General features: G+C 61.8%; 21 protein-coding genes, 1 tRNA gene and 1 pseudogene. 5 read left to right on the forward strand and 18 right to left on the reverse strand.

Annotated elements, in window-relative coordinates; translation table 11 throughout:
- The first annotated feature begins 155 nt into the window (after nt 1–155).
- From ACMO6A_RS13805 to ACMO6A_RS13815, 3 genes are all read left to right on the forward strand, one after another.
- Nucleotides 156–2,930: an FtsW/RodA/SpoVE family cell cycle protein gene (locus ACMO6A_RS13805; protein WP_418471434.1), complete on the forward strand. Its 2,775-nt coding sequence runs from the start codon at nt 156–158 to the stop codon at nt 2,928–2,930.
- An 87-nt stretch (nt 2,931–3,017) separates the two neighbouring features.
- The gene (gene pknB, locus ACMO6A_RS13810; protein WP_418471439.1) at nt 3,018–5,009 is read left to right on the forward strand and encodes a Stk1 family PASTA domain-containing Ser/Thr kinase; all 1,992 of its coding nucleotides are present in this window, start codon (nt 3,018–3,020) and stop codon (nt 5,007–5,009) included.
- 106 nt (nt 5,010–5,115) lie between these two features.
- A tRNA-Arg gene (locus ACMO6A_RS13815) sits at nt 5,116–5,191 on the forward strand.
- Between the two features lie 70 nt (nt 5,192–5,261).
- On the opposite strand, the gene ACMO6A_RS13820 is transcribed toward ACMO6A_RS13815, so the two are convergent.
- The 16 genes from ACMO6A_RS13820 to ACMO6A_RS13895 form a co-directional block, all read right to left on the reverse strand.
- Nucleotides 5,262–6,578 carry a histidine kinase gene (locus tag ACMO6A_RS13820; RefSeq protein WP_009305397.1) on the reverse strand — a complete coding sequence of 439 codons (1,317 nt, stop codon included), beginning with the start codon at nt 6,576–6,578 and terminating at the stop codon, nt 5,262–5,264.
- Between the two features lie 50 nt (nt 6,579–6,628).
- On the reverse strand, nt 6,629–7,552 hold the full coding sequence (locus ACMO6A_RS13825) for a sulfite exporter TauE/SafE family protein (RefSeq protein WP_009305398.1): 924 nt from the start codon (nt 7,550–7,552) through the stop codon (nt 6,629–6,631).
- A gap of 122 nt (nt 7,553–7,674) precedes the next feature.
- Nucleotides 7,675–8,982 (reverse strand): glycosyltransferase family 2 protein, encoded by a 1,308-nt coding sequence (locus ACMO6A_RS13830; RefSeq protein ID WP_418471435.1) that lies wholly within the window; start codon nt 8,980–8,982, stop codon nt 7,675–7,677.
- Nucleotides 8,983–9,148: 166 nt separating this feature from the next.
- Complete coding sequence (locus ACMO6A_RS13835; protein WP_009305400.1) at nt 9,149–9,718, reverse strand: QueT transporter family protein; 570 nt, start codon at nt 9,716–9,718, stop codon at nt 9,149–9,151.
- Nucleotides 9,719–10,171: 453 nt separating this feature from the next.
- A complete protein-coding gene (locus ACMO6A_RS13840; protein WP_009305401.1) occupies nt 10,172–10,882 on the reverse strand; it encodes a ferric reductase-like transmembrane domain-containing protein in 711 nt (236 codons plus the stop codon).
- Nucleotides 10,879–11,553, reverse strand: coding sequence for a TorD/DmsD family molecular chaperone (locus ACMO6A_RS13845; RefSeq protein WP_009305402.1), 675 nt, complete (start codon nt 11,551–11,553; stop codon nt 10,879–10,881). Before ACMO6A_RS13845 ends, ACMO6A_RS13840 begins: the two co-directional genes overlap by 4 nt.
- 130 nt (nt 11,554–11,683) lie before the next feature.
- Entirely contained in the window at nt 11,684–12,346 is a 663-nt protein-coding gene (locus ACMO6A_RS13850) for a 4Fe-4S dicluster domain-containing protein (protein WP_009608419.1), read from the reverse strand.
- A gap of 12 nt (nt 12,347–12,358) precedes the next feature.
- Nucleotides 12,359–14,848, reverse strand: a complete 2,490-nt coding sequence (locus tag ACMO6A_RS13855) for a molybdopterin-containing oxidoreductase family protein (protein WP_418471436.1) — start codon at nt 14,846–14,848, stop codon at nt 12,359–12,361.
- A gap of 227 nt (nt 14,849–15,075) precedes the next feature.
- Nucleotides 15,076–16,026, reverse strand: coding sequence for a nucleotidyl transferase AbiEii/AbiGii toxin family protein (locus tag ACMO6A_RS13860; protein WP_035584585.1), 951 nt, complete (start codon nt 16,024–16,026; stop codon nt 15,076–15,078).
- A complete protein-coding gene (locus tag ACMO6A_RS13865) occupies nt 15,995–16,585 on the reverse strand; it encodes a type IV toxin-antitoxin system AbiEi family antitoxin domain-containing protein (RefSeq protein ID WP_015761520.1) in 591 nt (196 codons plus the stop codon). Before ACMO6A_RS13865 ends, ACMO6A_RS13860 begins: the two co-directional genes overlap by 32 nt.
- 124 nt (nt 16,586–16,709) lie before the next feature.
- Nucleotides 16,710–17,423: a response regulator transcription factor gene (locus ACMO6A_RS13870; protein ID WP_009305406.1), complete on the reverse strand. Its 714-nt coding sequence runs from the start codon at nt 17,421–17,423 to the stop codon at nt 16,710–16,712.
- Nucleotides 17,416–19,104: a c-type heme family protein gene (locus ACMO6A_RS13875; RefSeq protein WP_009608487.1), complete on the reverse strand. Its 1,689-nt coding sequence runs from the start codon at nt 19,102–19,104 to the stop codon at nt 17,416–17,418. Before ACMO6A_RS13875 ends, ACMO6A_RS13870 begins: the two co-directional genes overlap by 8 nt.
- 166 nt (nt 19,105–19,270) lie before the next feature.
- Entirely contained in the window at nt 19,271–20,272 is a 1,002-nt protein-coding gene (gene rsgA / locus ACMO6A_RS13880) for a ribosome small subunit-dependent GTPase A (protein ID WP_009608452.1), read from the reverse strand.
- Nucleotides 20,273–20,302: 30 nt separating this feature from the next.
- Nucleotides 20,303–20,917 carry a hydrolase gene (locus ACMO6A_RS13885; RefSeq protein ID WP_009305409.1) on the reverse strand — a complete coding sequence of 205 codons (615 nt, stop codon included), beginning with the start codon at nt 20,915–20,917 and terminating at the stop codon, nt 20,303–20,305.
- The gene (locus ACMO6A_RS13890) at nt 20,914–22,434 is read right to left on the reverse strand and encodes a TrkH family potassium uptake protein (RefSeq protein WP_418471438.1); all 1,521 of its coding nucleotides are present in this window, start codon (nt 22,432–22,434) and stop codon (nt 20,914–20,916) included. Before ACMO6A_RS13890 ends, ACMO6A_RS13885 begins: the two co-directional genes overlap by 4 nt.
- A gap of 54 nt (nt 22,435–22,488) precedes the next feature.
- Nucleotides 22,489–22,626 (reverse strand): hypothetical protein, encoded by a 138-nt coding sequence (locus tag ACMO6A_RS13895; RefSeq protein ID WP_009608455.1) that lies wholly within the window; start codon nt 22,624–22,626, stop codon nt 22,489–22,491.
- 223 nt (nt 22,627–22,849) lie between these two features.
- On the opposite strand from ACMO6A_RS13895, the gene ACMO6A_RS13900 reads away from it, so the two are divergent.
- Complete coding sequence (locus tag ACMO6A_RS13900) at nt 22,850–24,232, forward strand: purine-cytosine permease family protein (RefSeq protein ID WP_021409008.1); 1,383 nt, start codon at nt 22,850–22,852, stop codon at nt 24,230–24,232.
- A 189-nt stretch (nt 24,233–24,421) separates the two neighbouring features.
- Here ACMO6A_RS13900 and ACMO6A_RS13905 read toward each other — a convergent pair whose 3' ends face one another.
- Nucleotides 24,422–25,264, reverse strand: coding sequence for a nitrilase-related carbon-nitrogen hydrolase (locus ACMO6A_RS13905; RefSeq protein WP_009305412.1), 843 nt, complete (start codon nt 25,262–25,264; stop codon nt 24,422–24,424).
- A 277-nt stretch (nt 25,265–25,541) separates the two neighbouring features.
- Here ACMO6A_RS13905 and ACMO6A_RS13910 point away from each other — a divergent pair, with 277 nt between their 5' ends.
- Nucleotides 25,542–25,691 carry a hypothetical protein gene (locus tag ACMO6A_RS13910; protein ID WP_156788367.1) on the forward strand — a complete coding sequence of 50 codons (150 nt, stop codon included), beginning with the start codon at nt 25,542–25,544 and terminating at the stop codon, nt 25,689–25,691.
- A gap of 103 nt (nt 25,692–25,794) precedes the next feature.
- On the opposite strand, the pseudogene ACMO6A_RS13915 reads toward ACMO6A_RS13910, so the two are convergent.
- Nucleotides 25,795–26,371: pseudogene (locus tag ACMO6A_RS13915) on the reverse strand (hydantoinase/oxoprolinase family protein); the annotation flags it as partial.

Here is a 26,371-nt window from a genome sequence, read left to right on the forward strand (position 1 = left end):
CGCGTGGACGACATGGAAGCGGCCGATGCTCTCGTGAAGGAGTACGAGGACGAGATCGCCGCACGCTCCAAGAACCAGGCGGAAGGCGGCAACGCCGAAAGCGGCCGAAACGCGGACGCGAAGGATGCGTCGGACGCTAAGAACGGCGGTGCCGCGTGACGCGCCGCAACGTAGAACTCGTCCTGCTGCTGGTGGCGGCGCCCGTGGTGGCGCTGCTGTTCGCCATGATCGCCATCAACCAGGGGCAATCGCTCGACATGACCACCCTCGGCGTACCGGCGGCCATCTTCGTGGCCTTCGTCATCGCGCACCTCGCCGTGCGCAAGTTCGCCGCCAACGCCGACCCGGCCCTGCTGCCCCTCTCGTTCGCGCTGTCCGGAATCGGCATCGCGTTCGTCACCAGCCTGGCGCCCAACCTGGCCGTCGGCCAGGTGATGTGGCTGTTCGTGGGCGTAGCGTGCATGGTGCTGGTGCTGGTGTTCGTACGCAACCTCGACAAGGTGGCGAACTACAAGTACACGCTCATGATCGTGGGCTTCCTGCTGTTGCTGTCGCCGCTGGTTCCGGGCCTCGGCCAGGAGATTTACGGCAGCCGCATCTGGCTGCATATCGGCAGCTACTCCTTCCAACCGGGCGAGATCGCCAAAATCGTCATCGTGCTGTTCCTGGCGGGCTACCTCGCGCAGAACCGCGAGATGCTGTCGGTGTTCACCTGGCGCGTGGGCCCGTTCAGGCTTCCCGACATCCGAACGTTGCTGCCGCTGCTGCTGATGTGGGGCATCGCGCTGGTCATCGTCGTGTTCGAGAAGGATCTGGGCAGCGCGCTCGTGTTCTTCTTCGTGTTCCTGGTCATGCTGTACGTGGCTACGGGAAAGAAGTTCTACCTGGTCATCGGTTTGGGTCTCATCGCCATCGGCGGCATCGGCGCGTTCATGGCCTTCGGCCACGTGCAGGTGCGCGTGAACACCTGGCTCGACCCCTTCGCCGATGCGCAGAACACGGGCTACCAGCTGACGCAGGCCATCTACTCCATCGCGGACGGCGACTTGTTCGGCGTCGGCATCGGGCGCGGCCTGGCGGATCAGATCCCCGTCGTTGAGAGCGACTTCATCTTCGCGGCCATCGCAGAAGAGATCGGCCTTCTGGGCGCGGCCGGCGTGCTGCTGCTGTTCCTGTGCTTCGCCGTGCGCGGCTTCGTGACGGCGGCGCGCGCGAAGAGCGACGTCAGCTCGTTTGTGGCCGTGGGTCTCACGTCCATGATCGTGCTGCAGGCGTTCATCATCGTAGGCGGCGTGACCAGGCTCATCCCGCTGACGGGTCTTACCCTGCCCTTCATCAGCCAGGGCGGCTCGTCGCTTTTGGCCAGCTTCATCATCGTAGGCTTCCTGCTGCGCTGCGGCGACGAGGGCACGGGCGTGGGTCAGGAGATGGCCAGCGCCACCACCTCGCTGCACGCCAACAGCGTACTGGGCCGCGTGTCGCTGGGCAAGCGCCTGAACCACAGCATGCTCTTGTGCTCCGCCCTGTTCGCGCTGCTGGTAGCGAACCTCACGCTCATCATGGTGGTGCAGGCCGACTATTACCAGAACATGCCGGGAAACAACCATACGCTTGCGAAAGAAGCGCGCTCGGAGCGCGGCACCATCGCCACGTACGACGGCGTGGTGTTAGCGCGCAGCGTGAAGGAGGAAGACGGCACCTACGAGCGAGAGTACCCGGCGGGCGACTTGGCCAGCCACGTGGTAGGCTACTCGTCGCCTCAGTTCGGCAACTCCGGCATCGAGAAGGCGTACAACGACACGCTGAAAGGCGAAGAGAACTTCGCATCGTGGACCGACGTGCTGAACTCGTTCGCCGGCATCGGCACCGCGGGAAACGACGTGACGCTCACCCTCAACTCGAAGATCCAGCAAGCCGCGCAGGATGCGCTTGCCGGACGCAAGGGCGCGTGCGTGGTGATGGATCCCGACACAGGCGCCATCCTGGCCATGGCCTCGGCTCCCACATACAACGCGGCCGACTTCGCGGCGGTCATCGAGCAGGCGAACGCGAACCCTGACGACAGCACCCTCGTCGATCGCGCGGCAGGATCGCTGTACGCACCGGGCTCCACGTTCAAGATCGTCACGCTGGCCACCGCGCTCGAGGACGACGTGGCCGACGAGGACACGGTGTTCTCCTCGCCCGGCACCATGGAGATCGGCAACGCAACCGTCTCTAACTTCAACAAAGCGAACTACGGCAGCCTCACCTTGGCCCAAGCAACCGAGCTTTCGTCGAACACGGTGTTCGGCCAGCTAGGCGTAGAGATGGGCGCTGACAAGCTGGTCGCCGGAGCCGAGAGCTTCGGCTTCAACAAGGAGATCGACTTCCCGCTGTACACGCCCGAATCACTCATGCCCTCGGCCGAGGACCTGCAAAAGAGTCCCTGGGAGCTGGCATGGGCAGCCGCCGGCGAGCCGGTGGGAGACACCACGCGCCCCGGCCGCGAGAGCCCGGCCGGCCCCCAGGCCACCGTGCTCGAGATGGCCATGGTGGGCACAGCCATCGCCAACGACGGCGTCATCATGCAGCCCTACCTCGTCGACAGCGTGAACAACGCCAACGGCGAACGCAGCTTCTCGGCCTCTCCGACGAAACTGATGCAAGCCGTCAGCAAGACCACGGCCGGACGCGTGCGCGACGTGCTGCTGGGCGTCGTGCAGAACGGCACCGGCACCGCGGCCGCCATCCCCGGCATCGCCGTAGCCGGCAAAACCGGCACCGCCGAGAAGGAGAACGGCAACGACAGCTGGTTCGTGGGCATGGCGCCGGCCGAGGATCCGCGCGTCGTGGTGGCCATCGTCATCGAGGACGGCGAAGAGGGAGTGGGAACCGCTAAAGCGCAGAATGTATTGAAAACAGCTTTGGAAGTTCAGGGACTTTTGTAGATAAGGTATGCTGATGGCCCGTATACTGTCTGGAAGAAGTATACAGCCCAGCATGTAACCTAAAGGAGCTAAAACGTGACCGGAAACATGATAGGCAGGGTATTCAACAACCGCTACCAGATAACCGAGCGCATCGGCATCGGCGGTATGGCAGAGGTGTACCGGGCGCAGGACAACGTGCTTGGCCGTCTGGTCGCCGTGAAGGTCATGCTGCCCCAATACGCCGCCGACCCGAACTTCACGCAGCGCTTCAAGCAGGAAGCCGCCGCTGCAGCCAACCTCCAGAGCCCCTACATCGTGAACGTGTACGATTGGGGTCAGGACGAGGGCACCTATTACATCGTCATGGAGTTCGTGCGCGGGTCCGACCTTAAAACCGCCATCATCGAGCGCGGCGCCATCAACCAGCGCAAAGTCGCCGAGATCGGCTCGCAGGTATGCCAGGCGCTTTCCGTGGCGCACGGACTGGACATCATCCACCGCGACATCAAGCCGCAGAACATCATGGTGCAGCCCGACGGCACCGTGAAGGTCATGGACTTCGGCATCGCGCGCGCGAAGAATTCCGTCATGACCCAAACCTCCTCGGTGCTGGGCACGGCTCACTACATCTCCCCCGAGCAGGCGCAGGGCAAGGACCTCACCGCCACCAGCGACATCTACTCGCTGGGCATCGTGCTGTACGAGTCGGCCACGGGACGCTTGCCGTTCGACGGACCCGATGCCGTGAGCGTGGCCATGAAGCAGGTCAACGACCTGCCCGTGCCGCCGCGCGAGATCAACCCCGATATCGATCCCGCGCTCGAGGCCATCATCATGAAGGCCATCGCGAAGAACCCGGCCGACCGCTTCGCCACCGCGAAGGACATGCGCCTCGCGCTGAACGACTACCTGGCCGGACGGCCCGTCAACCTGGGCGAAGGCTTCACCAGCGCCGAGACCGTGGTCATGGGCGGCGTGGTGCCCCCCGTCGGCGTGGCCGACGGCACGGCCGTCATGCCCGCGATGGGCGGCGTCAGCCCCGCATCCCCCACCGCGGCGCAGCGCTCCTACAACGCGAACAACACCAGCGGGAAGAAGAACAACAAGAAGACCATCGCCATCGTCATCGGCATCATCGCGGCTCTTGCCGTGGTAGGCGGCATCGCGTTCGCCCTCATGTCGGGCAGCGGGAACGACAAAGACAAGGTCGCCGTTCCCAGCGTGGTAGGCCAGACGGTGGATCAGGCCACAGCCGCCATCGAAGGAGCCGGTTTCGAGCTGGGGAAGGTGGAGGAGTCGTTCGACGACAAGGTCGAATCCGGCAAGGTGATCAGCCAGGATCCGAAGGGCGACAGCAAGCAGGCCAAGGGCACTAAGATCAACCTCACCGTGTCGAAGGGCGTGCAAGAGATCACCGTGCCCGATCTGACGGGCATGACTGCCGATCAAGCGCAGAAAGCGCTCACGGCCAGCGGGCTGAAGTACGCAAAGGGAGCCGCCGAGTACTCCGACACCGTCGAGAAAGACCACGTGGCGCGCCAGGACATCGCAGCAGGCGAGAACGTAGCCAAGGACACCGTGGTCACGTACTACCTGTCGCTAGGCTCCGAAGGCATCGAGGTTCCCAACGTGGTGGGCATGTCGCGCGGAAACGCCGTGACCACGCTGAATAACGCAGGCCTGATCGTGGATACCGACAACTACACCTACGAGGCCAGCGACCAGCCGGAAGGCACGGTGCTCGCCCAAACACCCGCAGCAGGCTCGAAGCTGCAAAAGGACGGCTTGGTGGCGCTAACGCTGAGCAAGGGGCCCGAGAAGAAGACGTTCTCCGTCGCGGTCAACGCGAATGGAGGCGGCAAGATCTCGGCCAGCGCTTCGTCGGTAACCGAGGGCGACAGCGTCACCATCACCATCACGCCCGATAGCGGCTACGAAGTAGCATCGGCCAGCGGCTTGGACGACGTGCCGAAGTCAGGCGGCACCTTCACCATCTCGAATGTGAAGGCGAACGTCAACGTGAACGTGACCTTCCAGGCAGTTACGCCATCCCCCACGCCGGATCCCAAGCCAACCGACGACACCAACAAGAACTAGGAATCTCCGCGATGCGTCTTCGGGCGCATCGCTTTTTTTATGCGTCCTGCAAGGCGTCCTGCAAGCTCGGGGCAAGCCGGACGATTAATGCTACAATATCAAACGCGCCTCCGTAGCTCAGGGGACAGAGCACCGCTCTCCTAAAGCGGGTGCCGCGCGTTCGAATCGCGCCGGGGGCACCATCTGATCGCAAAACGGCGCCTCTCGGGCGCCGTTTCTTCTTGCAAGCCGGAAGCGCGTTCCGCCCTCCTCCTACTGGTACTCGCGCAGAGCCCCTTCCTTCAATACGAGGATCACGCAGGTTCCCTTGCCGAGCTCGCTTTCCACTTCCATATGCGTACCGGGACCGAAGTAGCCGCAGATTCGATCGTGCACGTTCTTCACCGCGATGCCGAGGCCGAGCGACGATTCGGGATGAAGAATGTTGCAGCGCGCCTCTTCGGTCATACCCACGCCGTTGTCGCACACGCGCACAATCACGTCGTTGCCCGTGACCTCGCCCGTCACCTCGATAGTCAACTTCCCCTCGCTCGGCATGGCGTGGCGTACAGCGTTCTCCACGAGCGGTTGCAGCAAAAAAGGCGGCACCAGCATGTCTTCCACACGAGGATCGATCCGCATCTCCATCTCCACGCGGTCGGCACCGAAACGCGCCACTTCGAACGTGAAGTACCGCTTCGTTTGCTCCATCTCACGCGCGAACACGATCAGATCGGCGGAGTCTTCAAGCGTTCGGCGATAGAACACGGCGAATTCGCGCAGCAACTTGCGCGCCGTTTCGGGGTCGGTGCGAATGAGTGAGGCGATGGTGTTGATGGTATTGAACAAGAAGTGCGGATTGATCTGGCTTTGGAGCATCTTCAGCTCCATGCGCGTGGCCAACTGCGTCTGCTCTTCCAGCGCCGATGCCGCCATCTGCGTGGACAGCAGTTTGCCGAACCCTTCGGCGATGGACTTCTGCGTCTCGCTGATGTGCTTCGCTCGGCGATAGTAGAACTTGAGCGTGCCCTCGACGTTGCGGCCTACGGCAAGCGGCACGATGATGGCCGCCTTGATATTCGACGACTCGCTGGGGAAGCCGATATCTTCGGGCGTGAACAGGATGCGCAACTTGCCGTCGGCGAGCGTGGCATGGGTCGCGTGGGTGCGGATGATGCTGCCCGGCAGGTTCTGAGCTTCCTCGAAGCCTGCGTATCCCAAAATCTGCTTTTTGTCGGTGATAGCCACGGCGATAGCCGCGGTGGACGGCAGCAGCAACCCGCAGATCTTCTGCGCGGCCTTGTAATCCATGCCGTCGTTCATGCAGGTCAGCGTTTGGCTAGCCAGCTTCAACATGGAGTCAGACTGACGAGCGCGCACCGAATCGGGATCCATGATGAGACGGATGACCACCACTATGGACAGCGTGAACACCACGCCTGCGCATACCATGATTGCCACATTGCGATACGGCACCGCGATGGACCACAGCAACACAAGACCCGAAAGCGCCGTCACCGTGAACATGAACATCTCGAGCGTGAAGAAGCGCGGCAGCGCCGATTTCGACTCCCTGGTCTCTTCCTGCATGGTACCTCCCCGCGTTGCTCAACCCTGCCCAAGCAGCGCGCTTGAGCCCATCAGCCCAGTATACCGAATTCGTTGAGAACAAGTATGACGGCGGCCACAATCAGGAAGAAGCCGAAGACGAAGCGCAATGCGAGCTCGGGAACCACCCGCACAAGACGCGCGCCGATGACCGCGCCGGGAATAGAGCCCACGGCGATGGCAATGCCCGCCGCGTAATTGATGTTTCCCAGCAACGCCTGCTCGACGACGCCGGGAATGGCGAGGATCATCACGGCGATCAGCGACGTGCCGGACGCCTGGCGCATCTCGATGCCGATAAGAGACAGCATGAGGGGCACCATGATGAACCCGCCGCCCACGCCGACGTAGCCGGATGCCACGCCCGCGCCCAGGCCGATCCCTGCGCCGATGAGCAGCTGCTTGCGCGTGAGTTTGCGCGGCACAGGGTCGACGGCAGCGCCAGCCTGTGCGCTCACCTTCGTCGGATCGTCAATCGCGTCGTCGTTCGCCGCAGCGTCGCCTACACGCTCGATGGCGGCTTCGTCCGGCTCGATCGTGCTGCTCGACGCTGCATGCTGTTGCGTGCGGTTCTGCGAGCGCATCTTGAAGGCCTTGCCCAGCATTTTCACCGCCGACCAGCCGATGATGAGCGCCGCAGCCACCATAATCATCCAGGCGGGCGAAATCTGCGCAAGCCACACGCCCAAAGGCGAGGTGAGCGCTCCGCCGAGGCCTGCCGCCACGCCAAGCGACACGATGCACGTTTTATGGCGTATATGGGATGCCGCGCCCGATATGGACGTGGGAATAATGGCGAACAGCGACGTGGCCGTGGAAACGACGGGGCTCATGCCGAACGCCAAACGGAAGATGGGAACCATGACCGTGCCGCCTCCGATGCCCAGCAATCCGGACAAAATTCCGATAGCCACGCCGGCAATAGCCGGCAGCACGAACATAGCGAGCACATCCATAGTTTGACGCCCGATCCTTTCCCGATCTCTCAACACGCGAGCCGCTCAACTGCACGCCATCGTACAGCTTAGACTGCGCCCCGTGGAGGCTCCGTCATGCAAACGTTGCCGAGCGTGCTTATTTATTCCGCGACGTTCAGGCGAATCTCGCTCGTCACACCCGGATCGATGCCGGCCGCCGCGATGGCCGCCTGCGCCGAAGCAAGTCGATCGGCTCCGTTGCCGGCGCTGGCCTGGCGCTGCGCGGCCGACTGCATAAGCGCCGTACGCAGGATCTGATCGTTCTCCATGCGCGCCATCAGCTCCGGCCACACGAACTGGAACTCGAAGTACTTCGAGCAGTTGCGCTGGGCATACGTCGTCGCTTCGCCGGTGGCCGCCTTCGCCGCTTTCCGGTACGCCTTCTTGTCGGGGCGCGCCAAGCTCCTCAGAAAGGCGGTCAAACGAATGCGCTTCGTGATGCCTGGCTCAAGGAACGGGCCCGGATACGGCTCCAGCGAAGACGGCTTCACCTGCAAAAGGTCGATCTGCGTGCGGCTGTACTCCATCTTCCGGTATTCGTAGAGCCATCGGAAGATATCCTGACGGAAGCGCGTGCCCTCGCTCTCGGTTTCGGGAGGAAGGTGGCGCAGGCTCCACTGATTGTCGAACCAGATGTCCGAACCGTACATACGCAGGTCAAGCATGTAATCGAGATCTTCGCCGCGCGCGATCCAAGGATCGAACGACAGACGCTTGAACGCCTCTTTATGCAAAGCAAGGCAGCCGCCGCACGTATGGTTCGATCGGGAAAGACGAGGGCCGCGCATGGCCTTCGAGATCCATTTGTTGAAGGCCTTTCCCTGCTGCCAGAAATGGTTGTACCACTTGTCCTGGCTCTTCGACAGGTAGGAGCCTTCGGAATTGAAGTAGAAGCCGGTCTTGGCCAGGATGGGAATGCCCTTCTTCGTGAGCTTGCCCAGGCCGTACATGGCCTTCTGCAGGAAGTCGGCGTCATCCACCACTTCGTCGTCGTCGAGGAACACCACCGAGTCGAAGCCCAGCACGTCGGCCATCACCAGACCCAGGTTGCGCACCGCACCGTAGCCGGACAGGCCGATCTCCTTCTGCAGCTTGCCCAAACCCAGCTGCTCCATGCGCTGCTGGATAAGTGCCAGCTCGGGAGCGCCGATGACCACGGTGTTCAGCGAGGGAAAGCGCGAGACAACGCTTTGAACCTTCTCGGCCGCCTGGTTCTCGATCGACGGCTCGCTGACCACGAGCACGATGATCTGGCCGGCGCCGCGCACCTTCTGCAACGACGCAAGCAAACGCGGGAGCTCGCCGGATTGCGAGATGGGAGTCGCGTGATCGTAGGTCGTGAGCACGCTGCCGCCTTCTTTGCGGCGACGCGCGGACACGAAAGTGGGGATCACAATAACGGGGTTCATGCACGTCCTTCACTCGGGTACAACTGCGAGGGCTCGGCCCAACCCCATATTGTAGCGATATACGCCCCGCAGCCTTGTCAATTCATCGAATCAGTGAAGGCGAGCTATTTGGTCATATATTAAAAGAAAGCAGGCGCGGCTCACGCGTTCCGCGCCTGCTTTCCCGCTAGCGGGCTACTGCCTTCTTCACCACGTCGAAGCGCTTGAGCGCGGAGAGCAGCGGAAGCCCCAACACGTAGATGACCAGGGCTTCGCCGAGACCGGTGGCCACCACGCCGAACAGGTACATGGGCAGGTACAGCCCGTCGAGCGCGATAGACGTGAACGGGATGGTGTAGTAGCCCAGGCCTTGCAGCAGAAGGGGTAGATACGCAGGCACGATGAGCGCGTTCGCGATCACGGGGCCCAGCAGCGCCAGCTTCGGACGCTCGCGCATTTTCCAACACCACAGCGCGCCAAGGAACGTGGCCAGGCTGCCGAACACCACGTCCAGCATGCCCAGCGCCCCCGTTCCGTTGATGGCGAGCGCCATAAGGTTCGCGATGATGCACCCGACAGTGAGGCCGGGCACGGCCGCCGGCGTAAGCACTGCCAGCACGCACACCGCCTCGGAGATGCGGAACTGCACCGGCCCCCAAGCCAGTCCTTGCAGCGCCAAAAGCGTGATGAGGGTGGCAGCCGCGTACACGGCCGCGATCATGCCCGCTTGGGCGACGTACGTCGTCTTCTTGTTCATGGATATGCTCCTGTTCTCCGCGCGGCGCGGTGCCGCGGGCTTTGGGCAGCTAGTAATCCGCGAGTGCAGGGCCCAACGATGCAAACGCGGAGCCGTCGACGGATGCGAGCGTGAGTTTCGCAACCGGCAAAGGCCGAAAGGAAGTATAGCAGAGGCGCGGCCGAGGGCGCACGGTAAAAGCACGAGGGGCGCCGCATGTCGCAAGCATCGAACACGGGGACGAACCGCCCTGCTTGCTATGCACGCCATGAAGCGCTTTTTGCACAAAAACCCGCGACGTTCGATAACAAGAAGGCCCGAAAGCGCGCCCAAGGGTGCAGCTTTCAGGCCTTCGATTATGCACGATGCTCTGACCTGGCGCTTCACATTATCGCGCAGAAGCCTATCGCAAGCGAACGGTCGGCGAAATCACACATCGGCGCTTTTTGTGCGTAGAAGCACGCGGAGCGTGCATCACGCTGGATTCTGCACGGCATCGCCTACGCGCCCGGACTCCTCCTTGCGGCGGTCGACCGCGGCGCGGCGGATGCGAAGGACGGCGTAGCCTACGAACACCACCGAGTACACGGCGACGGCCATCTGCGCAGGAGCGCCGCCGCGCAGGGCGGAGGGCACCAGCATGAGCAGCAGATGCACGTACACGAGGCCCCAGAAGGGATACGCCAGCAGCTGCACGCGCTTCCACGTCTCCTTCTTCATGCGCTTCTTCACCACGTTGAACGACGTCACCCCCAGCACGACCAGCAGCGCGAACAGCGCCAACGCAAGCGCAAGCGCCACGGCGACATTGGTTTGCGGCAGCCCCGTCGAGAGGTTGGCCGCGTACGAGGAGAGGTAGATGGCCATGTGGCCCAGCGACAGCAGCCACGCCATGATGGACAGCTCGGCGCGGATGGGACGCAGGTACGTCGCCACGCGCGAGTCGCGCGCGAACACCCCGATGTACATCACGACGGCGAACAGCGCGGTAGCCAGCGTGCACTTGTGCAACAGCAGGAACAGCGCGTCGTACAGCATCGGCGGTAGTCCCGCGAACGAGCCGACCACGAACAGCACGTCAAGCGTGGCAGCCAGGGCGTAGAACGCCAACGGACACGACTTGATGGGCCGCTTGCATGCGAACGCGAATGCCACAGCGCCCGCAAGAACCAAGATGAGCGTCATGAGTGCACCTCCATCACCGTCAACGCCAGCGCCGCGAACGCGCAATAGGGCTTCTCGGCCGCAAGCTCCTGCGTGCGCTGCATGAACGCAGGGAGCCACGCTTGCGCATGCTCGCGCTCAAACGTCTGAATGCGCTCGGTCCAAGCAGCGACAGCTTCGGCATCGTCGCAGTTCAGAGCATCGGCGAGCTTCGCGTACAGATACGACAGGAATTCGAACTCCTCGAACACGCTATCGCACGGCTCTTTGCGCGCATTCTTCGCCACCACGCCCGCCTCGCGCATCAAGCGCTCTACATCCAGCGTCACCGGCGTGCGGAACAGCGCGGGAACGCCTTTCATCCCCCGCTCCACGTGCAGAAACGCGCTTTCGTACGGGAAGATGGGGGTGTGGCCGCCGGGTGCCAGGTACAGGCGCGAGTACACGATGCGCATATCGGCCAACAGATCGGCCGCCGACGCATCGCGCCAAGCAGCAAGCGCTTCAGCCGTCGAATCCGCCGCCGCCGGGTCGGCGCCCGCATCGAGCAGGCATGCCCGGGCATCGTCGGCGAACGACCCGTCGACCAGCCCTTGCGCCAGGCGCTCATCGGGATACGCGAACGCGCACGACAACAACTCGAACGCATCGGCCTTCCCCACCGCCCGCTTCACCGCTTCTTCTCGCCCCATAAGTCCCCCTTGTTCCGACATCTTCGCCCCAAAAACACGCCACAGCGCGTGAGGCGTGTTTTTGGAGCGAAGATGCCCCGTGCGCCGGAGCCTAAAGGGGGCGATCCCCTTTAGGCCGTCAGCGCCTTATTTACTGCAAGTAGTATACGCTCGGTTTCGTGCCGGCTTCCTCGTTGAGGAACATCGTCTCGCGTCCCTCGATGGCCTTCGACACGTCCGACTCGGGATCGTCTAGGTCGCCCCAGTAGCGCGCGCGGCCCGGGCACAGCTGCATGCAGGCGGGCACGTCGCCGCGGTCGATGAGGTTCTTGCAGAACGTGCACTTCTCCACCGTGCCACCCTTATGCGGCGGGGCATCGTACTCGCCCACCACGACGTCGAGGTAGTACTCGGGGCTCTTGATCAGCGTGCGCACGCCCTCGTACGGGCACGCCTTGATGCACGACTCACACCCGATGCACAGCTCGCTGTCCACCGAAACGATGCCCGTCTCCTCGTCCTTGGCGGTAGCGCCCGTCGGACACACATCGAGGCACGCAGGCTTCTCGCAATGCTGGCACTGCATCGGAAGGAAGTTCAACGTGCAATTGGGGAACGTGCCACCCGCGTTGTCGTTTGCGAGAGCCCCGCGCACCACTGCCGTCCCCAGCGTGTTCCAGTCATCGTCCGCCTTGGTGTACACCACATTGTACGAGAGGTCTTTCGGAAGGTTATTCGCAAACTTGCAAGCAGTCGCACAAGCTTGGCAGCCAATGCAGCGACGAAGATCAATAGCCATTCCGTATCGAGTCATATTCCCAACCTCCTAGAGCTTTTCGATGGCCACGGCGCAGTCGAAGTACGACTGGTTCCTGCAAGCCTGGTTGTAATCATTGAACGTGGTACGTGCGAGATCGCCATCTATATGCTCACGCGTCAGGAAGCTGCGAGGGCAATGGAGCGACTTGCGCTGCTGCCCCGCGTTGAGCACGGCGAGCAAGGTGACGGATCCGCGATCGTTGTAAAGGCGAATCTCATCGCCCTCTTCAATGCCAAGCTCGGCGGCATCTTCGGGATTGATGCGGCACACCGGCTGCGCTTCAAACTCTTTCATATAATCCACGTCGTACCATTGCGTGTGCGTGCGCGTGCGCATATGCTCGCAGCAAATGGTGAAGGGGAACTGCTCGCGTATGGGATTGCCGAGATCTGCCTCGCGCGCCGGCTCCCAGTAGCAGGAGAACTTCTCCTTCTCAAGATCAACCTCTTGACCCATGTTGTAATCAGGCTTAGGAGCTTCACGATAGAACATGGCCCGCTTCGATGCCGTCTTGAAGATACCGCCTTCGAAAGCGACAGCCGGCTCGGTGTCGCAGCGCAGGTAGTTCTTCTCGCGCACCTTGTCGATGGTGATTCCGTTCTCCTTGCCGAAGGGCGTTGAGAGGCAGGTGTTCAGGTATTCGTCAGCAGTGAACTGGAAGAAGTCGCCATAGCCCATGCCCTCGGCCAACAGCTTGTAAATCTCGAAGTCGGGCTTGCTCTCGTACAAAGGCTCGATGGCTTTCTGGTTCCACAGCAGATAGGGGTTGCCGTAATAGCGCACACGCAGGTCCTCGGTTTCGAACCAATGGCACGCAGGCAGCAGGATGTCAGCGTATAGAGAAGTGTCGTTCATGGTCATGTCTTGGATAACGATGAACTCGAGCGCCTTCATAAGCTCGATGGTCTCGTTCTGCTCCGTCTGGTTTGAGACGATGTTGGTGCACGAAGCGTAGAAAGCCTTGACGGGGAACGGCTCGCCAAGCTTTTGACCGCTCGATACGACATTGAAGAAGTCGCTCCAGTTGATTATGGCACCCACTCCTTGAGGTACCTCGCCTGTCGTGCTCGGCAGCTGGAGGCAGGCTTGCACGTTGCCTTCTCCGAAATTCGGCTCACCCGTGTACAGGCCCGAACCCGGCTTGCCCATCTGGCCGGCGACCAGAAGGAGCGTGTTAACGCACTTCGAGCTGTAGATGCCGTTGTTGTAATGATTGAGGCCGAATTTCATATCCATCTGCACGTTGCCTTCTTGCGTGTACAGATGAGCGAGATGTTTGATGTCGTCAGCGCTCACGCCGGTCACTTCCGAGGTATGTTCCAAAGTCCACGGCGCGACGGCTTCTCGGATCATCTCCATCTCCGTTTTCACGGCATGCCCGGCAATCTCGGGAACGTCGCCCATAGCAGGCTTCTTGGCTTCGCTGTGAGCAACGGCCTCGCCGGCTTCTTCGTCCCACACAACGCACGGATCGACCTTCTCTTCTTGGCCTTGCGCGTTGGTGGTCGTAGTAGGTTCTACCCCCAAATCGCTCATGCGCAGGAACATGCCGTCTTCTTTGATGAGGAACGGCGCTTCGGTATGATCTCGCAGGAAGTCCGTCGCTTCCCAGCTCTGTTCGAGAATCTCGCGCACGACTCCCAGAGCAAGCGCGCCGTCGGTCGCAGGATGAACGGGAACGAACCAGTCGGCTTTCGAAGCCATGGTGCGGTAGGCGATGTCGATGACTACGAGCTCGGAGCCGGCATCGCGGGCCTCGAGATAAAAATGCGTGCGCTGCTTGTCCGACACCGCAGTGTCACCACCCCAGATCACATGATGGTCAGCGTTGGGAACGTCCGAAGCACGGTTTCCGGCCGAGCCGGGGCCGAACATGTAGGTCCAAGACATGGGCGTGGCGATATCGCGGTCCGGCAGAACACGGCTCGCCCCCATGACATTGAGCAGACGCGCCATGACGGAGCCTTCCGGGGCTCCTCCGCCAAGTTCGGCGGTGTTGCCACTACCCAGGAAGAACGCAATGGACGTGGGACCAAACTCGTCAATGTACTGCTTCCACTTATCGGTGATTTCGGAGATGGCCTCGTCCCAGGTGATACGCTCGAACTCTCCCGCGCCACGTTCGCCGACGCGACGCATGGGATATTGCAGACGCTCAGAGCTGTATACGCGCGCAGGCTGCGAGAGCCCCTTGGGGCAGATGCGGTCGAATTCCGGGCCGTCCTCGAAATGGCCCGCCGTGGTGCGGACGACCTGCCCGTCGCGAACATGGACATCCAGATAGCAGCCCTGGCCGCATTGGGAGCGGCAGGCACCGGAGAAGATTTGCGTCTCGGGGGCTCCCTTTTGCGGTTCGGCTTTTTCCAGGTTCTGGGTTTGGGGGCTGCAGCCTACCAGCGCGCCTGTCGCCGTCAGCGCCGCCGCACCCTTGATGAAGCTCCTGCGGGTGAACCCATGCGTTGCTTGTTCAGCCATGTGTGCTCCTCTCTTTTTCACTCCTCGGCCGCAAGGCCTTCCGATGCTCGCCCTTCGCAGATAGCGGGGAGGGGATCGCGTTCTGCGAAGGGCGGGGTGAAAAGCCTCGTTCCCCTGGCCTTTCATGAGTTTCACTTTACGGAGCGCCGAAGGATATTGCGATAAATCGGAAATAAGTTTTGCGTTAAAAAATTCTTAACCACGTATTAACGCCGCTGGTCAAAGAGCTGTTCGAGGCATTACAGCGATCAAGCGCCATCCAGCTCGAGCAACCAGGCATTGACGACCTCCGCCGCCTCTTCAGCGCTCATCCTCAAGTCAACGGCCTGAGCAGCCGCAAGGTAATCGTTAGCCCAATGTGGATAGACAACGACCTTCGTAGGCCATACCCTCGGTTCACGATCGGCCTTCACCGCCTCTTTCGCACGGGCTTCGAAAATGTCGACGACGGCACGCTTGATATCCGACTTAGAGGGATGCCCTGTCGAATCGGAAAGCTGCTTGATCAGCACGAGGTCGACCAGGTCTCTCGGTCGATTGTTTCGATACCCCTTGTCAGGGTCATGAGGATCGGTTGCCGCATGAATTTTTTGAGCCGCTTGATAGCACATGGCCATACCGACAAGCTTTTCCGGAGTAGGTATGCCAAAACCCTCAAGCGACGGCGCGGCGAAAGGCTCCTGGGCTGAACCCGCCATGCCTTCATCAGGAGACACTTCCACTTTAATCTTGCGCCAGGTTTTGTTCCTCAGAGAAACGGTTACGACGAACCTGCGCGGGCAGATGCTTTTGCCTGGCACCCTAATCTGCTCAATCTCCGAACGAGCGAACTCGAACGGCCCCCAATTTCCGCTTACGAACCGCTCGTCCATCAGTTCCAAGAATTCGTCCAAATCCCCACGGACTATCCCGTCGATATCTTTAGTGGCTCTTGAAGCGAGGCCGAACACGTGCTGGAGAAGCGTGCCGCCCTTCAGCGAGAACCTGCACGCATTGTCATCATCGACCACTTGTTGAAGCATGGCGGTTATAACCGTCGAAGCGATGAGCCATCTCACCCTTCCACTCGCAGCAATACCGAAATCAGCTTCGGCATGATCGATCCATGAGTCTAGAACACCAGCGTTTCTGGGCTCTTTGCCTCGGGGCTTCATGCCGGCCATCAGCTCATGAAGGCTCTCCTCTTTGTTCTTGCTCATCAGCTCCCCCTACCGTCGCTTCGAACCGCTCGGCCTCCCTTTTTCCCAGCAGCCCCCTTTTCCTGCCGTTTTCGACAGCCTGCTCCAACAAGTAGCGCGGCGTTCCGGTAGCCGCGCACTGCTCGATCGCAGTAGCCAGCTTTACGCAGCGCATCCCTTCCCACCAACCAACTTGTTTCGCGTCCACCGTTTCATAATGGATCGCATAACCCTCGCCGCCCTTCCTACGAATCCGGCGCCCGCCATCAACTACTACATGTATCGAAGTGGGATTCACATCGCAAACATCGTACGCATCGAGCGCCGTTTCATGGCTGAGCGCAGCTTCGTCGCACCCCGTCCACAAGAGCGCCAACATGAACCTATCGAAGCTCGACGGAGGTACTTGGGGAACGCGATAGACGCTGCGAACGACGCGCTCGAGCCTTCCTCTTTTTACAAGCATGGCCAGAGAAGGCGCACTTACCCCTGCTTCTTCCGCTTGAGCAGTCGTCACGAACCCGTACTGGTCTAGAGCCACTTCGCGAAGACGATCTATGTCGAATACAACTTCATTCATGTCAAAATATTAACACGGTGTGAATATTTTGACAAACCAAAGCTAGGCTCGCAAAAAGTAAACACGGTGTTCACTTTTTTGCAAGCTTGTTGCTCCGCGGAAGCCGAAGCCGCGGCAGCGGCTCTCACTCCAAGGTGTCGGCCATCTTGTAGCCCACCCGCTGGACGGTAAGCAGGTACTTGGGCTCCGAGGGGTTCTCCTCGATCTTCTCGCGAATCTTGCGGACGAACACGGTGATGTTGTTCGTGGGCTTGCAGTCGGCATCCGACTCGCCCCAGATGTACTCCTGGATCTGGCTGCGCGTGAACACCTTGCCCGGATGCGCGGCCAGAAACGCCACGATCTCGAACTCCTTCGTGGTCAGCGCCACCGGGCGCCCCTTCACGCGCACCTCGTATTCGCCGAACCGCACCTCCAGCTCGCCGATGCGCGCCACGCCCTCGCGGTTGCGGCAGCGGGCGAAATCGATGGTGTCCTTGTGGCGACGGATGTTCGCCTCGATGCGCAGCAGCAGCTCGGTGGAATCGAACGGCTTCGTCACGTAGTCGTCGCCGCCGGCGCGGAAGCCGATGCTCTTGTCCACGATGTCGCACTTCGCAGACAGGAAGATCACCGGGATGCGGCGGCCCTGCTCGCGGATGCGCGCGCAGAGATCGAAGCCGTTCGTGCCCGGCAGCATCACGTCCAGCAGCAGCAAATCGGGATGCTCGCTGGCCAGCAGCTCCAGCCCGCTTTCCGCATCCCTAGCGCCGCAGAACGCGTAGCCGTTCGACACCAGCAGCTGCTCGAGCGCTTGCCGCAGGTTGTCCTCGTCGTCGATGACCATGACCTTATACATCGTCCTCCCCCTCTATCTCGCCCACGATCGCGCTCGCGGGAATCGTGATGACGAACCTGCTGCCGCGACCGAGCTCGCTTTCCACCGACACGGCGAACCCTTGCATGTCGCCGTATTCGCGCACCAGTGCCAAACCGAGGCCGCTGCCGTTGTACTTACGCGTGGACGTGCTGTCCACCTGCACGAACCGCTCGAAGATGCGCGCCTGGTCCTCGGGCGCGATGCCGATGCCGTCGTCCACCATCGACAACGTCACCACGCGCGCCTCGGCGTCGTACGCCACGCGCAGCTCGATGGAGCCGCCGTCGGGCGTGAACTTGATGGCGTTGCTGGCCAGGTTCTCCAGCATGCGCGTCGTCTTCTCGTAGTCGCCGTTGACCAAGGGCACGTCCGACGCCACCTTCGTGCTGAACGACACCTCGTACTTGCGCGCCAGCGGAGCCATGGTGCCCTTCACCGATGCCGCCACGTCGCCCAAATCCATCGGCTCGCAGGTGGCGCGCATGCCGCCCGCATCCGAACGCGCGATGTCCAGCATGTTGTTGATCATGTTGAGCAGGATGCGACTGTTCTTCTCGATCTCCTCCCACGAGCGACGGTCGTGCTCGTTGGCCGGGTCGCACGCCTCGCGCGATATCTGCGCGAACGTGATGATGGACGTCAGCGGCGTGCGCAGCTCGTGGTTCACCATGCTTAGCAGGTCGGACTTGAACTGCGTCTCCTGCGCCAGGTCGGCGTTAAGCTGCTCCAGCTTGTCGCGCTGGCGTTCCAGCAGGGCGTTCGCCTCGCGCAGGTCCACCGTACGCTCCTGCACCTGCGATTCCAGATGCTCGTACATGCCCCGCAGCTCGCCCGCCATGTCGTTGAAGCCGGCGATGAGGCTCCTCACTTCCTTCGCGGCGAAGCGCTGGCTGACGGACGCGCCCAAGCGTCCCTGTTTCAGCTCGCCGAACGCCGCGTGCATGCCGCCCAACGGCCGCAGCACGAACACAGTGGTCACCACCAAGATGACCAAGCCGATGAACACGGTGATCAACAGGAAGTACGCCATGTCTCGGATGACGTTGCCGCGCATGGCCGCCTGCTGCTGATCGAGGGGGATCACGATGCTGATTGCCCCGCCGACCGACTCGAGCGTCCAACCTTCCTTCGCGTGGTCGGTGATGTCGAGCTCGCCGACCGGCTCGCCGTGGCATTCGAGGCAGCTGTCGTCCACTTCGAGCGCTTGCAGGTAGCGGAACCGATCCTCGCCGTCGAACGGGGCCACGCCGTAGTACTCGGTCACCGAACGATCGGCGTTGAACGCCTCGAGCGCCTTCGTCTCGAACTCGTCGGGAATATCCTGCTCGCTGCGCGGGTCGAAGTTCGTGTACCGGATGTGGTAGTCGCTGCCCGCCGAGAACAGCCGGCCGACGCTCTTGCCCACCACCGAGCAGTGCAGGCCCTTGAACTCGTAGCCGCCGCTGGACGAATTGTTGATGATGCTTTGGGAGTTGTCCATGAACTGCCACACCGCGTCCATCTCGCGCGCGAACGTGCGCGCTTCCTCCAGCATGGCCTGCTCGGTCTGCCGCTGCTGCGAGTACAAATCGAACGCGACGAACGCGAAAAACGACACGGCGAACACCGCCGTCAGAGCGGCAAGATAGATGGTCTTCAGACTGAAAGCATGCTTCCCCATGAGCGCCCCCTACGCTGCGTTCGGAAAAATTCGCAGCGTGCAAGCACCGTAGCATAATCGTCTGATCGAAGCAAAGCTGCGACAAGGAATCAGCGACCTGGGGAAACACATGCATTCGCATCGCTCATCTGGCTATTATGATCTCGTTGCTCAAAGAGCGAAAACCTCAGCGCTTCTTGCGCGGCCTGCCCTTTTTGGGCGTTTTTCCCCGGTCGGAGGCTTTTTCGCCGCGCATGCGGCGAGCCTCTTCGCGGCGCGCGCGCAGGTCTTTCGTCTCCTGGCGAAGCGCCTGGTACGATGCGTAGCGCTGTTCGCTGATATCGCCCGACTCGACGGCGGCGCGCACGGCGCATCCCGGCTCGTCCTCGTGGCTGCAATCGCGGAATCGGCAGCGCTCGGCCGCCTCCTCGATATCCGCGAACGCTGCGCCGATGCCGGCATCGGCCTCCCACAGGCCCAGTCCGCGCACGCCCGGCATGTCCATGATGAAGCCACCGCCGGGAATGGCCACCATCTCGCGGCTCACCGTGGTGTGCCGGCCCTTGCCGTCGCGGTCTCGCACGGGGGTTGTTTCTTGCAACTCGTGTCCTACCAGCATGTTGATCAGGCTCGACTTCCCCACGCCGCTTTTGCCGATGAGCACGGCCGTGGTGTTCGGCGGCACAAGCGCGCGTACCGCTTCCACGCTGGAAGGATCGTCGGCCGACACGACGACGGTCTGCACGTCGGGGCCGGCCAACGCGCGCACGCGATCGCGCACCGACGCCACTTCGGCATCGCTTTCGGCGAGATCGGCTTTCGTCAGCACCACGGTCACGGCCGCACCCGTCTCGTAAGCCAGCACCAGCTCTCGCTCGAGCCGCCTCACGTTCACGTCTGATAGCGGTTGCGCCACGAACACACGGTCGAAATTCGCAGCCAGCACCTGCGGGAGCGCGCGTTCGGTGGGATCTTTGCGCACGAACGCGCGCGTGCGCGGCAGGATACTCTCGATGATGCCCTTGTCATGGCCCTCCGGCACGGTCACCTCGACGAAGTCGCCGATCACGGCGCGCACTTCCTCGCCTTTCACCAGCGCGGTGGCATGCTCGCAACGCACGAACGACCCCTCGTCGGTGCGCACGAGCGGATATCCTCGATCAAGCTTGACGACCTGGCCTCTTTGCAAAAGCCCTCCTTCGAGTCACGAACAGCGCGCCTACCGCTGCCGTTCCCTCAGCCAATAGAACACGCCCAGCATCACCAGTCCGACGACCACCACGACAATGCCCGGAACGAACGCGTTGAAGTCGAACTCGTCGGGATGGCGTTCGCCCGGCGCGATGACGGTCACCGCCTCCGCATGAAGGTCGCTCTGGCCTTCATGATCGGCGCACACGAGATGGAACGTGCCACGCACTTGCAAGATGGTGCCCGTAGTACCATACTCGCCGAACGTGTCGATCTTCGATGCCGATTCGTTGCTCATATACACCGAGATCGTCGCAGAATCGCCCTGAGAGGAAAGCGTGATCCACCGATGCCTCCCCGACACGCCGGCACGGATGCTGTCGCCGATGACCTCGCCTGTTACCTGCACGGTCTGATTGTCGTAATAGGCATCGGCGCCGCTGAGGTCGACGATGGACGTGTCGTAGATGAACGAGCTGTCGGGCAGTTGCTGCGTGTTCACCGCATTGTCGCCCTCGGCAGGCTCATCGGCATGCGCGGCAGCCGGCAGCGCAAACACCGCCGCAAGCAGCACGGCCAGCACCGCGACGAAACGCACGAACGCAATCGGCAGCGGCAGCGGTTGACGGGTTCCCCACCTCATGACTTCAACACCCGCCTTTTCGGATTGAGCGACACGATAATCTCCGCCACCAGAGCCAACAGGGTGACGAATTCCAGACGACCTGCCCACATCTGCGCGATGTAGAAGAGCTCCAACGACGGAAACATGCCCGGAGCGGCAAGCCCCGACGACACGCCGCCGTTGCTGGCCATGGCCACCGATTCGAAAATGGCCTGCGGCGCCTCGTAGCCATGCGCGATGCCCACCAGCGTGCCCACCGCGTACGTGGCCACGTACAGCACGAACACCGTCATGGCCTCCTTCACGACTTCCGGCGAAAGAATGCGCCGGCCCACATGGTTGTACGACACCACGACGCGCGCCGAATCGGGCGCGAGCGCCTCCTTGATGGTAGCGACGATGGACTTCATGATGATGCCCATGCGGCTGAACTTCAAGCCGCCCGAAGTGGATCCGCCGCTGCCGCCCACGGCCATGAGGATGGCCAGCACGAAGAAGGCGCCCGACGACAGCGCGGTTGTCAGCTCGTTGGTGGTGATGTTCTGGAAGCCGGTGGTGGAGAACGCCGATATCACCATGAACAGCCCGCGTCGCAACATGGCAGGCAGACTGGAAAACTCGGGGCTTGCGCTGAGCGAGGCTGCCAGCACGCATGTCATCACGGCCAACCACAGCACCATCGTGCGGATTTCCAGATCGCGGAAGAAAACCTCCACGTGCCCTTTCCACATTTCGGAGTGCAGAACGAAGTTGATGGAGCCCAGCAACATAAGCAACATGAGCACGATCTCGAGCGGGAACCAATGATAGTACATGACGCTCTGGCTCATAGGGGCAAAGCCGCCCGTAGTGAAACCCGAGATGGCCAACCACAGCGATTGCAGGAACGCGCGCAGCGGTTCCATGCCGAGGAACAGGCACATGGCCGTGAGAATCACCGTGGCGACAAAGATCATGCCCATGCCGATCTTCGCGATGAACTGCGTGGTCTGCACAACGTTGGGCACCACATGTTCGCTACGACCCTCGGACATGTACAGGCTGGCTCCAGCGCGTTTGCCGAACAGACCGAACGACAACGCCACCACGATAAGACCGAAACCGCCCAACAGGTGCATCATGAAACGCCACATGTTGTCGGCGTTCGACAGGTGATCGAGATCGACGATGACGCTTGCGCCCGTGGTGGTCAGACCCGACACGCCGTCGAACAGGGCATCGAGGTAGCTGAGGTAATGGCCCGACAGGTACAGCGGCACCGCCGCCACGAACGCGAGCACGATCCACGCGAACCCGGTAACGGCGAGCGCCTGCTGGCGATTGAGCCGACCCGGATCGATGCGCAGGAACCGCAGCGCCGATCCGACGATAAGCGCAATGCCGATGGTCAGCAGATAGTGCGTCGCAGGAGTCCACTCAGCGCACGCAAGAGCCGTGACGAACGGCACCAGCAGAGCAAGGCTGGAGAAGAGAACGAGCACGCCGAGATAATGGCCGATGACCCGAACGTCGTACAATGTGAACCGTTGCCACATTCTGCGTCTACCTTTGCCTCGAACCGCGCAAACGGGCGAGTGTTTCGATGTCGATCAACCCAGCACGATCCTTACCAAGATGATAAGCGCCCACAGCAGCAACAGGAAGCACGACAGCGACAGCAGCACCACGCTGTAACCCAGCAGCGGCGTCTCGATGGCCTGTCGGATGTCCTTGTTCCTTTTGCGCATGCGGGTATTCTAGTACAAATGGCCGCTGTGCGATACGCCCGGCGCGGCAACAGACACAATGATGATGACTTGGGCGCCGCGAGGCTCGCAGGAAGGCCGTTCGACGCTCTCCATAATAAAGTTTACACGCGTAGCTATCGAAGCACGCATGAGCAAGGTATAATCCCACCATTCTTTGATCATTCGATCAAAAAACGCGAAGAGGAACGAGAAAGGTACGATCATGGCTCCTGAAAACGACATCGATTACTCGCTGTCGCGCGTTCCTGATGAAGCGAAACAGCCATTTTGGCGGATTCTTTTCATCAGGATCGGCGCGATCTGCTGCGTATCCCAGCTCATGTTGGGCGCGGCACTAGGCTACGGCCTGACGTTCTGGGATGCCTTCCTAGCAACCATGCTCGGCTCGGTGCTGCTTCAGGTGGTCAGCTGGGCGCTGGGCACGGCGGCCGCGCGCGAAGGCTTGTCCACCAGCCTGCTGTCCCGCTGGACCGGGTTCGGCAAGGTAGGATCCGCCCTGTTCGGCGGCGTGGTGGCTATCTCCATGGTGGGCTGGTTCGGCGTGCAGAACGCGGTGTTTGGCCAGGGCATGGCTGAAATCGTCCCGTTCACAGATTTCCTCGGCACGCAGGAGATCCTGCCCGGCATCATGGCTGGAATCACGCCCGAGTACATCTTCTGGGCCATCATCACCGGCCTGGGCATCACGCTGCTCGTGGTGTTCGGCATCAAGGCTATCGCGAACTTCGCCACGGTGTTCGTGCCGCTGTTCGTGATCGTGGTCATCGTAGCCGCAGCCATCATCCTGCAGAACCATTCGCTGACCGAGCTTCTCACCACGGCCCCTCCGGGACCGGCGCTGTCGCTGGGCGCGGCAACCACCATGGTGGCGGGCGGCTTCATTGCGGGCGCCATCTGCACGCCCGACTACGCGCGATTCCTGAAGAACGGCACCCAAGTGTTCTGGATGACGCTCATCGGCACGTTCGTGGGCGAGTTGGGCATGAACCTGCTTGCAGTGCTGCTGGCGCACGCCATGGGCACCGAGAATATCGTCGACATCATGATGGGCACGTCGGGCATCATCGGCGTCATCATCGTAGTCGCCTCCACGGTGAAGCTGAACGACATCAACCTGTACTCGTCCAGCCTGGGCTTGGCAACCATGATCAACGCGCTGTTCAACAAGGCCATCAGCCGCAACGGACTCGTGTGGGCGCTCGGCATCGTGGGCACGCTGCTGTCGGTCATCGGCATCATCAACTACTTCACTAACTTCCTCACGCTGCTGGGCGTGGCCATCCCGCCCGTCGCCGGCATCATGGTGGTGGACTACTTCATCTTGAAGCGCAGCCGCGCGACGCTTGACGCTTCGCGCGCCAAGGGCGAGCTGCCCGAGAAGGTTGAGAAGTGGAACCCCATCGCCATCGTCTGCTGGATCGCCGGTTTCGCCGTGGGCGAGGTCACCAGCATCATGAACGCGGGCATTCCGGGCCTGAACTCGCTGATCCTGGCCGGCGTGCTGTACTGGATCGTGATGAAGGTGTACGCCTCCATGAAGAAGGTGGACACCGTTACGTTCACGGAAACGGACCAAGTGCTGTAAGGCTCGCCGCGATGCGGTGGGTGTGGGCGGGGCGAAGCGAAAGCACACCCCACCGCCGCGAAAACCCCGATCAGCAATGCGAAGCCCCTGATCAACAATGCGAAGCCCCCGATGTTTCACGTGAAACATCGGGGGCTTCTTGCTTTGCGGCGACGTCTTCAGACGCAAGATCCTGTGTCGGACTTCGTTTTATGGGAGCAGCACCAGATCGTAAAGGTCGGGGCGACGGTCGCGCAGGTAGGGGCTGCGCTGGCGATAATCGACCACTTCGTTCAGGTCGAGCTCCACATGCAGCACCCCTTCGGCCTCTTCGGCCAGCTCGGCCACCACGTGGCCGCGCGGGTTGCACACCTTCGTGTGGCCCGGCATGACCAGCTGATCCTCGACGCCGTAACGGTTCACGGCCGCCACGAACGCAGTGTTCTCTAGCGCGCGGGCGGGCGCGTTCACGTCCCACACGTCCATATCCTCCTGGCACCACGCCGAGGGGCACAGGATAAGATCAGCCCCCTGCAGCGCCAGCATGCGCGCGACCTCGGGGAAGCCCATGTCGTAGCAGATCATCACGCCGATGCGCCCGAAGTCGGTGTCGAACACCGGGCAGTCGCAGCCGGAGCGGAAGTAGAAGCGCTCGAGCGCCCACAGATGCTGCTTGTCGTACGTGCCCAGAAGCTCCCCCTGGCGATCGATGACGACCGAGCTGTTGAACGGGACCCCAGCCATATCGTACGCGAGCGCGAGGCCCGCCACCACGTAGCAGTTGCCTGCGCGGGCAGCGTCTTGCAGCGCACGCACCGTGGGGCCGTCTACCGGCTCGGCCAGTTCGGGCACGTGAGGGCCGACAATGTTCAGCTCGTAGCCTGTAGAGAACAGCTCGGGCAACACCACGAGGTCGGCGCCTTCGGCAGCCGCCTCGGCGATCATCCGGCACGCCTTTTGGGTATTCGCTGCCGGATCGCACAGCACGCTCTCGAACTGAACCAGTGCCAAATGCACCGTGCGGCCGCCAGCCGCTTGTTTCGTTTCGGTCATGGGTTTCTCCTTCAACGCCTCAAACCGTTTCGCTGCATTATCTCATGATCAAAGCGCCTTGCACGCCCTCAGTTGAACCGGCGCTAGAAACGCGTCGGAATACCGGGCAAGGTACGTAGAAATAGCATTGGAACCGCGTGGAATCTGTGCGAGATTCGAGCGACTTTCCATAGTGATGCGCGCCATCGAGACGTAAGACGAGCTGCCTATACTATATAGCGCGGATGCAGCGAAGGCGGCGCGGTGCCTCTCCCCCTCATAATTTTGATGGATGGAGGTGAAGACCGTGACCGCTTGGGATTTTATGGTGCTGGCTAGTGCGCTTTTGGAGTTTGTTTCTCGCGTCATCGAGCTTATTTTGGTGATAAAAGAGGCGCTCCTAACCCATCGGGGAAAGGAGCGCAAACACCAAACCCAAACCGCCTGAGCGATCCGATAGCCGTGGGGAGTCTAGCCCCTCCCTGCGGCTTACCTCATTATACAAGCAACGCGTACGCGAGCCAAGGCAACGACGAACCGACAAAAATCAGTTACAGCATCAGATCGCCGACGGCTTTGACGCGGATGCACAGCGCGTCGCCCAAGTAGGCCATCGGGATGTCCTCGACGTCGACCACTTCCACGGTGCTCGGATCGGCGCCGGCTTCGATGGCCTCGTCGCACGCGCGCTGCTTCGACTCGGCGAGCGCCTGGTCGCGCGGGGTCTCGGTCAGCGAGAACACCTTGGCGATCTGGCCGGACACCTGCGCGATGGCCGAACCCACTGCGTTCGCCACGCCGAAGTTCTCGGGGCGCAGCACGTTGTCCGAGCCTTCCAAGCGGTCGGGCGCCAGGATGGAGCCGCCGCCCACGAGAATCACCGTCACGTCGCCGGCCGAAGTCTTCATCGCGTCCACCGCGTCCTCGATGATGCGCGTGATCTCGGCATAGGCCGCGTCCACGAGCGCCGGCTCGAGGTCGGCCACCAACGCCGGATCGCCCACGCCCTCGGCCAGGCCCTTCGCCACCACGATATCGGTCGCAGTCAGCGTGTCGCCGCCGAAGCACCGCGCCTTCTTCGTGACCAGGTAGCCCACGCTGTCGGGGCCCACCGTCACGCTGCCGTCC

The organism is Eggerthella sp. (assembly GCF_048329335.1).
GTDB lineage: Bacteria > Actinomycetota > Coriobacteriia > Coriobacteriales > Eggerthellaceae > Eggerthella > Eggerthella lenta.

What these genes read in the sequence shown, in the direction of transcription:
- pknB (WP_418471439.1), top strand. Translation starts at nt 3,018, where the DNA reads ATGATAGGCAGGGTATTCAACAACCGCTACCAGATAACCGAGCGCATC.
- ACMO6A_RS13820 (WP_009305397.1), bottom strand. Translation starts at nt 6,578, where the DNA reads ATGCAGGAAGAGACCAGGGAGTCGAAATCGGCGCTGCCGCGCTTCTTC.
- ACMO6A_RS13825 (WP_009305398.1), bottom strand. Translation starts at nt 7,552, where the DNA reads ATGGATGTGCTCGCTATGTTCGTGCTGCCGGCTATTGCCGGCGTGGCT.
- ACMO6A_RS13830 (WP_418471435.1), bottom strand. Translation starts at nt 8,982, where the DNA reads ATGAACCCCGTTATTGTGATCCCCACTTTCGTGTCCGCGCGTCGCCGC.
- ACMO6A_RS13835 (WP_009305400.1), bottom strand. Translation starts at nt 9,718, where the DNA reads ATGAACAAGAAGACGACGTACGTCGCCCAAGCGGGCATGATCGCGGCC.
- ACMO6A_RS13840 (WP_009305401.1), bottom strand. Translation starts at nt 10,882, where the DNA reads ATGACGCTCATCTTGGTTCTTGCGGGCGCTGTGGCATTCGCGTTCGCA.
- ACMO6A_RS13845 (WP_009305402.1), bottom strand. Translation starts at nt 11,553, where the DNA reads ATGGGGCGAGAAGAAGCGGTGAAGCGGGCGGTGGGGAAGGCCGATGCG.
- ACMO6A_RS13850 (WP_009608419.1), bottom strand. Translation starts at nt 12,346, where the DNA reads ATGACTCGATACGGAATGGCTATTGATCTTCGTCGCTGCATTGGCTGC.
- ACMO6A_RS13860 (WP_035584585.1), bottom strand. Translation starts at nt 16,026, where the DNA reads ATGAGCAAGAACAAAGAGGAGAGCCTTCATGAGCTGATGGCCGGCATG.
- ACMO6A_RS13865 (WP_015761520.1), bottom strand. Translation starts at nt 16,585, where the DNA reads ATGAATGAAGTTGTATTCGACATAGATCGTCTTCGCGAAGTGGCTCTA.
- ACMO6A_RS13870 (WP_009305406.1), bottom strand. Translation starts at nt 17,423, where the DNA reads ATGTATAAGGTCATGGTCATCGACGACGAGGACAACCTGCGGCAAGCG.
- ACMO6A_RS13875 (WP_009608487.1), bottom strand. Translation starts at nt 19,104, where the DNA reads ATGGGGAAGCATGCTTTCAGTCTGAAGACCATCTATCTTGCCGCTCTG.
- ACMO6A_RS13885 (WP_009305409.1), bottom strand. Translation starts at nt 20,917, where the DNA reads ATGAGGTGGGGAACCCGTCAACCGCTGCCGCTGCCGATTGCGTTCGTG.
- ACMO6A_RS13890 (WP_418471438.1), bottom strand. Translation starts at nt 22,434, where the DNA reads ATGTGGCAACGGTTCACATTGTACGACGTTCGGGTCATCGGCCATTAT.
- ACMO6A_RS13895 (WP_009608455.1), bottom strand. Translation starts at nt 22,626, where the DNA reads ATGCGCAAAAGGAACAAGGACATCCGACAGGCCATCGAGACGCCGCTG.
- ACMO6A_RS13900 (WP_021409008.1), top strand. Translation starts at nt 22,850, where the DNA reads ATGGCTCCTGAAAACGACATCGATTACTCGCTGTCGCGCGTTCCTGAT.
- ACMO6A_RS13905 (WP_009305412.1), bottom strand. Translation starts at nt 25,264, where the DNA reads ATGACCGAAACGAAACAAGCGGCTGGCGGCCGCACGGTGCATTTGGCA.